This is a genomic window from Candidatus Magnetaquicoccus inordinatus (genome assembly GCF_004217665.1).
In the GTDB taxonomy this organism is placed as follows: Bacteria; Pseudomonadota; Magnetococcia; order Magnetococcales; family Magnetaquicoccaceae; genus Magnetaquicoccus; species Magnetaquicoccus inordinatus.
This window is the reverse complement of sequence record NZ_RXIU01000225.1, coordinates 1-5,753: the sequence shown is the minus strand read 5'-3', so window position 1 is coordinate 5,753 and position 5,753 is coordinate 1. Positions and strand designations below refer to the sequence as shown.

Genomic DNA, 5,753 nt, shown 5'->3' with positions numbered 1-5,753 from the left:
CATGGGGGTAGAGCTGGCGAGTCATCGCAAACCGGGTAGAGCTGGCGAGTCATCGCAAACCGGGTAGAGCTGGCGAGTCATCGCAAACCGGGTAGAGCTGGCGAGTCATCGCAAACCGGGTAGAGCTGGCGAGTCATCGCAAACCGGGTAGAGCTGGCGAGCCAGCACGAACCTGAATAGTGACTATGAGTTGCATTTTATGCCTCTGCTGGTGGCTGCTTTTGGGGATCCGCTGCTGTTGTCTCATCTGGCAGATGGCGAGCCAGCCAGATGCTTTGTAAAACCACAAACAACAGGGTTAGTCCGAGCAAACCAAACAGTTTGAAGGAGACCCAGGTTGCCTCATCAAAATTATAGGCCACAAACAGGTTCAAGAGACCGGAAAAGAGAAAAAAGAGGATCCAGGCCAGACTGAGTCGGCGCCACAGCGGTTGTGGCAGGCTGATTTGGCTGTCGAGCAGGTGACGAATCAACGGTTTTTCGCCGACAAAATGGCTGCCGGCAAAGGCTGCAGCCATCAACCAGTTCAGCAGCGTGGGTTTCCATTGAATAAAACGAGGATCCTGCAGCAACAGCGTGGCACCACCAAACACAAGCACCAAAAGCAAGGTCATCCACTGCATGGGGGTGAGTTGTCGCTTGTGCCACCACAGCACAGCAGAGTGCACAGTGACCGCCGCCATTAATACCGCAGTTGCGCTATAGATATCGCTCCATTGATAGGTCAAAAAAAACAGCAAGACTGGCCATAACTCAAGCAGTTGTTTCATGAGGCGCTCTTTTCGGAAAATAGTTTGGACACGGTCGCCGGATCATTATTGATACAGGCCCTATCAGTTCAGGGCAATCGCATTTGCCAATTTTCTCACTGTTGCCACAGCGAAACTGTGCATGTCGGGCGTCCGCCCTCCCAAAGAGTGCCCCTTCGGGGCACAAATCTGTGCGGCGTGCGCGAATGCTACGCATTCGCTTCTGTGAAACGCCGCACATTACCAGCAGGGCTTTGCCCTGCACCCACCAGGAGGAGATAATCTCCTCCTGGACCTCCATAATAGTTTTCTGATTTTTAAATGCGATTGCCCTGCCTATCTGTTCGATGGCATGCACACAGTTTCCTGGTTATTCTTAAAATGGCCATACAAACCAGTTGCTTTCCTTCTCCTCTTTCGTGGAGAAGGAGCCGGAACACTGCCCCAGTTGTGTTTTATATTTGGCAGCATTGCGTTCCACCTTTTCTGCCACTTTGATCAGCCAGGATTTTTTCTGGAAACTTTTGGCAGCATAGCCCCCATGTCCTTCATGATAGGCCAAATAGAGATTGTAGGCATCCCAGGTAGAGATGGCCAATTTTTTATGGCTGATATGGTTATACCAGCCGATAAAATCGACCGCATCGCGAAAATCTTCCCGGTTGGCACTATGGTTGCCGGTCTGTCTTTGATAATGGGCCCAGGTGCCGTCGAGGGCCTGCGCATAGCCAAAGGCGGAAGAGAGTCGCTGCCCCGGAAACAGACCCATCCAACTGCCTTTGCTGATGGGGCGCGCATCGGAGCGAAATTTGGACTCCTGATGGATAATCGCCAGTTGCACATGCACCGGTGTACCCCATTTTTGATAGGATTTGTGCATCACCTGATACCAGGAGCCGCGATTGCGAAAAATATCGCAGGCATCGTTGATATTGACCTGGGAGATGGGACGCCCCTCCGAGGAGGGGGTTGTACTGCATCCGCCTGCCAGCAACAGCAGGAGGCCGCCCAGCCAGAAAGAGAGCACAGAGGATAACCAGGATGGTGCAAATATTTTCATGGTATTAGCGGGCCAGTAAGCGGCGCACCTGTTCGGCATCCGCCGGGGTGTCAACCCCAATGGCTGCCTGTTCGGTTATGACGACACGAATCAGATACCCCTCTTCCAAAACCCGCAACTGCTCCAACCGTTCTCGTTGTTCCAGGGGGGTTGGCGGGAGAGTGGCCAGTTTTTGCAAAAAATCGGCACGGTAGGCATATAGACCCAGATGACGTAGCAGAGGCGCTGTTTTTGGAGCAGGATCCCGGTCATAGGGAATGGGTGCACGGGAAAAATAGAGTGCATTACCCTGGCGGTTGCAGACCACCTTGACCACATTGGGATCCCGTGCTGTCGCCTGTTCATGGAGCGGATGGGCAGCGGTGGCCATCACCAGAGTGGCATCCGCAACCAGTGGCGCCGCCACTTGATTGATCACCTGTGGATCCAGCAACGGTTCATCGCCTTGTACATTGACGATAATATCGGCCTGCAGCGAGCGGGCTGCTTCGGCAACCCGATCGGTACCCGATGGATGGCTGGGCGAGGTCATGACCACCTGACCGCCAAAAGCCTGTACCGCAGAGACTATGCGTTCATCATCGGTTGCCACAACCACATGCGCTACCTGTGCCTGCATGGCCCGTTCGTAAACATGTTGGATCATCGGCTTGCCAGCCAGATCCAGCAACGGCTTGCCAGGAAGACGACTGGAGGCATAGCGGGCAGGGATGATGACGGCAATCGCCTTCTGGGCAGTGGCTGGCAAAGCGCGTTTCCTTATTGCTGAAGGGTGATCTGGTAAGAGGTCCAATATGCTATTCTACTCAGCCGAACGTCGGCTCTCCCCTCTGCCGTCGCTAAAGCCCACCAATTCGGCCACTACCGCACCGATAGAGAGTTGGGCCTCAATCTGCAGGGGGATGCGCCGGGCATCATCGGTCACCAACATCTGAATCGGACCGCGCTGCCGGAACAGCTCCGAATTTTCCACAGCAATCTGTATGGAAAAGGCCCGGAAGGAGCCGATTGCACTCTGCCACTGCTGACTGCCACCGATAGAGATGTTCAGACAAAAGCTTTTTTCGCCATCAACAATGGTCCGCTGCAGTCTCTGTCCCGACATCAATTCTGGCCAGGCGCGCAGTGCATACAGAGCGCTCAATGGATCAGTAACCAGTGCGCTCTCCACGGGAATGATGAGACGCTCTTCTGCCTTGTCTTCCTGAGGACGATGACGGCGGAATACCTGGTGCATCTCCCGATCAAACAAAAATGAGGTCCATTTGCGCTGATCACCCCGCAGTTGATCTTTGACAAAGTGGTGCGCGGCAAAGTGACCGTCACGCTCTTGTCCATCGGCAGTCAGGGTTTCATCGATTGTTTTCAGCAGACGGGCCCCGGCAATGGTGGACAAGGTGGCTTTGGCCGCATAGTCGCTACCATTTTTGCGTTGCAACTGCAGAGTGGCATCGGCTGCCGTTACGCCCAACCAGCGCAGACGATAATCCAGATGTTCGCCATCGGCTGCACCCAGGCGCCAAGTGCGTTCTGTTGCTGCCAGCGCACTCACTCCCCACAAACAGAGTATCGATAATACTACAAGAAGCTGTTTCATGTCAGCACTAATCGCGCAAAACGGCGTTTACCCACCTGCAGCAGATAGCTTCCGCCTGCCTGCAGTCGCAGACGATCATCACTGATGCGTTGGCCATCGACCGCTACCGCCTGCTGGCGGATCAAGCGAAAGGCTTCGCTATTGGAAGCGAGCAAACCGCATTGGGTCAAGGCAGATGCCAGCCCCAGAGAGCCCCCTTCACTGGCCAGGGTGATGGTCTCGACTTCGCTTGGCAGCTCTTTGTGGCCAAAAATTGCTTCAAAACGCTCTCTGGCCTGGCTGGCAGCATCTTGGCCGTGAAAGCGCTGTGTCAACTCGGCAGCCAACAATTTTTTTGCCTCCATCGGATGAAAGCGGCCAGCCTCCACCTGCTGGCGGCGCTCTTCAATCTGTTCCATGTCCAACGTGGACAACAGTTCATAATAGCGCCACATCAAGGGGTCGGAAAGCGACATCATTTTGCCAAACATCTCATCGGGCGAATCCTGAATGGCAATAAAATTGCCCAGCGATTTGGACATTTTTTGTACGCCATCCAACCCCTCCAGGATGGGCATGGTCAAAATACATTGTGGTGCTTGTCCAGAATCTTTTTGCAACTCTCGTCCCACCAACAGATTGAAGGTTTGATCGGTGCCACCCAACTCCAGATCGGCCTGTAGCACCACCGAATCATAGCCTTGTACCAGGGGGTAGAGAAATTCATGAATGGCAATGGGTTGCCCTTGACGGTAGCGGTTGGCAAAATCCTCCCGTTCCAACATGCGGGCCACCGTATAGCGTGCTGCCAGTTGAATCATCTCCACCGCCGAGAGTTTATCCATCCAGGAGCTGTTGAAGACCACGCGGGTTTTTTCCCGGTCGAGTATGTGAAATACCTGCTTCTGATAGGTTTGCGCATTGGCCGTAACCTCTTCAGGTGTCAATGGTTTGCGGGTGGCATTCTTGCCGGTGGGGTCACCAATCCGACCGGTAAAATCACCGATCAAAAAAATCACCTCGTGGCCAAGCTCTTGGAATTGCCGCATCTTGTGCAATAAAACGGTGTGTCCCAAATGCAGATCGGCAGCAGTGGGATCAAAACCGGCCTTGATACGTAATGGCACACCTGTTGCGAGGGAGCGGGTAAGTTTTTCTTCCAACTCAGCCTCTGAAATCAGTTGCGCCACTCCCCGGCGAATAAGGCGCATCTGTTCGGCGACGCGCTGGGTTTGTTGCTGTGACATGTTGGTTTTCTCACTGTGGAGCGTGTGTTAAAGCGATGAATTTACCTACCGAATATCCAGTGCATGCGGTTGGCCTGATGTCGGGCACCTCCGCGGATGCCATCGATGCGGTGTTGTTGCGTACCGATGGAGTGGTGCCTCCCCAGGTTTTGGCGCATACCGTCATTCCCTATCCGATGGAGATCCGTCAGCATGTGTTATCGCTGTATGAACCGGCTGCCGAGGAGCTGGATCGGATGGGGCGTCTCGACCATGAATTGGGTCGTCTGTTTGCCCAGGCAGCTTTGGAGGTGATTCGCCGTGGGGGGCTCACCCCCGAGCAGGTACAGGTGATCGGCAGCCATGGACAGACGGTACGTCATCGTCCTCCCCATTTTACACTGCAGATCGGCAACCCCTTCGTTATCGCCGCCACAACGGGCATCACTACTGTAGCAAATTTTCGCCCCGCCGACATGGCTCGACAAGGGGAGGGGGCTCCTTTGACACCATTATTTCATCAGGCGCTGTTTGCGCAACCCGGAAAACGGGTTGCTGTGGTCAATTTGGGGGGAATTGCCAATCTGACTGCTCTGCCGGCGGATCCGCTCGAACCGTTGTTGGCAGGGGATACCGGGCCTGCCAATACTCTTCTCGATCTGCTGGCCGAATTGACCAGCCATGGTGCCGAGACCCATGATCGGGATGGTGCACAAGCTGCGCGTGGTACGGTGGATAGCCGGGCTTTGGAATGGTTGTTGTCGGATCCCTTCTTTAATCGCCCCTTTCCCAAATCGACCGGACGTGAACTGTTTGGTCTGCCTTTTCTGCATCGCTTTCTGCAGATTTTTCCGCAATTAAGCCAAGCAGATAGTTTTGCCACTCTTTGTGAATTGACTGTGGTTTCGGTGGCCATGGCCTGCCGCAAACTGTTGGCGCCAGCCCCGCATCAAGTGGTTTTGTGCGGCGGCGGAGTCAAAAACCGTCATTTGGCGAGCAGACTGCAATTGGCATTGTCGGAAAGTGAAATTGTCGATAGCGCTGCCCTGGGAGTGGATGTAGATACCCTGGAAGCGCAAGCCTTTGCCTGGTTTGCGGTGCGCACTCTGCGTGATTTGCCCTCTTCTTTACCAGGTGCCACC

General features: G+C 54.4%; 6 protein-coding genes. 1 reads left to right on the top strand and 5 read right to left on the bottom strand.

The window, feature by feature from the left end:
• Positions 1-197: 197 nt before the first annotated feature.
• From EJP87_RS13400 to tyrS, 5 genes are all read right to left on the bottom strand, one after another.
• Positions 198-770 (bottom strand): septation protein A, encoded by a 573-nt coding sequence (locus EJP87_RS13400; protein ID WP_130472375.1) that lies wholly within the window; start codon positions 768-770, stop codon positions 198-200.
• Positions 771-1,125: 355 nt separating this feature from the next.
• Positions 1,126-1,809, bottom strand: coding sequence for a transglycosylase SLT domain-containing protein (locus EJP87_RS13395; RefSeq protein WP_130472374.1), 684 nt, complete (start codon positions 1,807-1,809; stop codon positions 1,126-1,128).
• Positions 1,810-1,813: 4 nt separating this feature from the next.
• Positions 1,814-2,557 (bottom strand): 3-deoxy-manno-octulosonate cytidylyltransferase, encoded by a 744-nt coding sequence (gene kdsB / locus EJP87_RS13390; protein ID WP_227657639.1) that lies wholly within the window; start codon positions 2,555-2,557, stop codon positions 1,814-1,816.
• Positions 2,558-2,611: 54 nt separating this feature from the next.
• Positions 2,612-3,406, bottom strand: a complete 795-nt coding sequence (locus EJP87_RS13385) for a DUF3108 domain-containing protein (RefSeq protein ID WP_130472373.1) — start codon at positions 3,404-3,406, stop codon at positions 2,612-2,614.
• A complete protein-coding gene (gene tyrS, locus EJP87_RS13380; protein WP_130472372.1) occupies positions 3,403-4,632 on the bottom strand; it encodes a tyrosine--tRNA ligase in 1,230 nt (409 codons plus the stop codon). The genes EJP87_RS13385 and tyrS overlap by 4 nt, the downstream gene beginning before the upstream one ends.
• A gap of 77 nt (positions 4,633-4,709) precedes the next feature.
• Between tyrS and EJP87_RS13375 the strand changes: the two genes are divergently transcribed.
• On the top strand, positions 4,710-5,753 hold a 1,044-nt coding region (locus EJP87_RS13375; RefSeq protein WP_193771383.1), incomplete at its 3' end, for an anhydro-N-acetylmuramic acid kinase.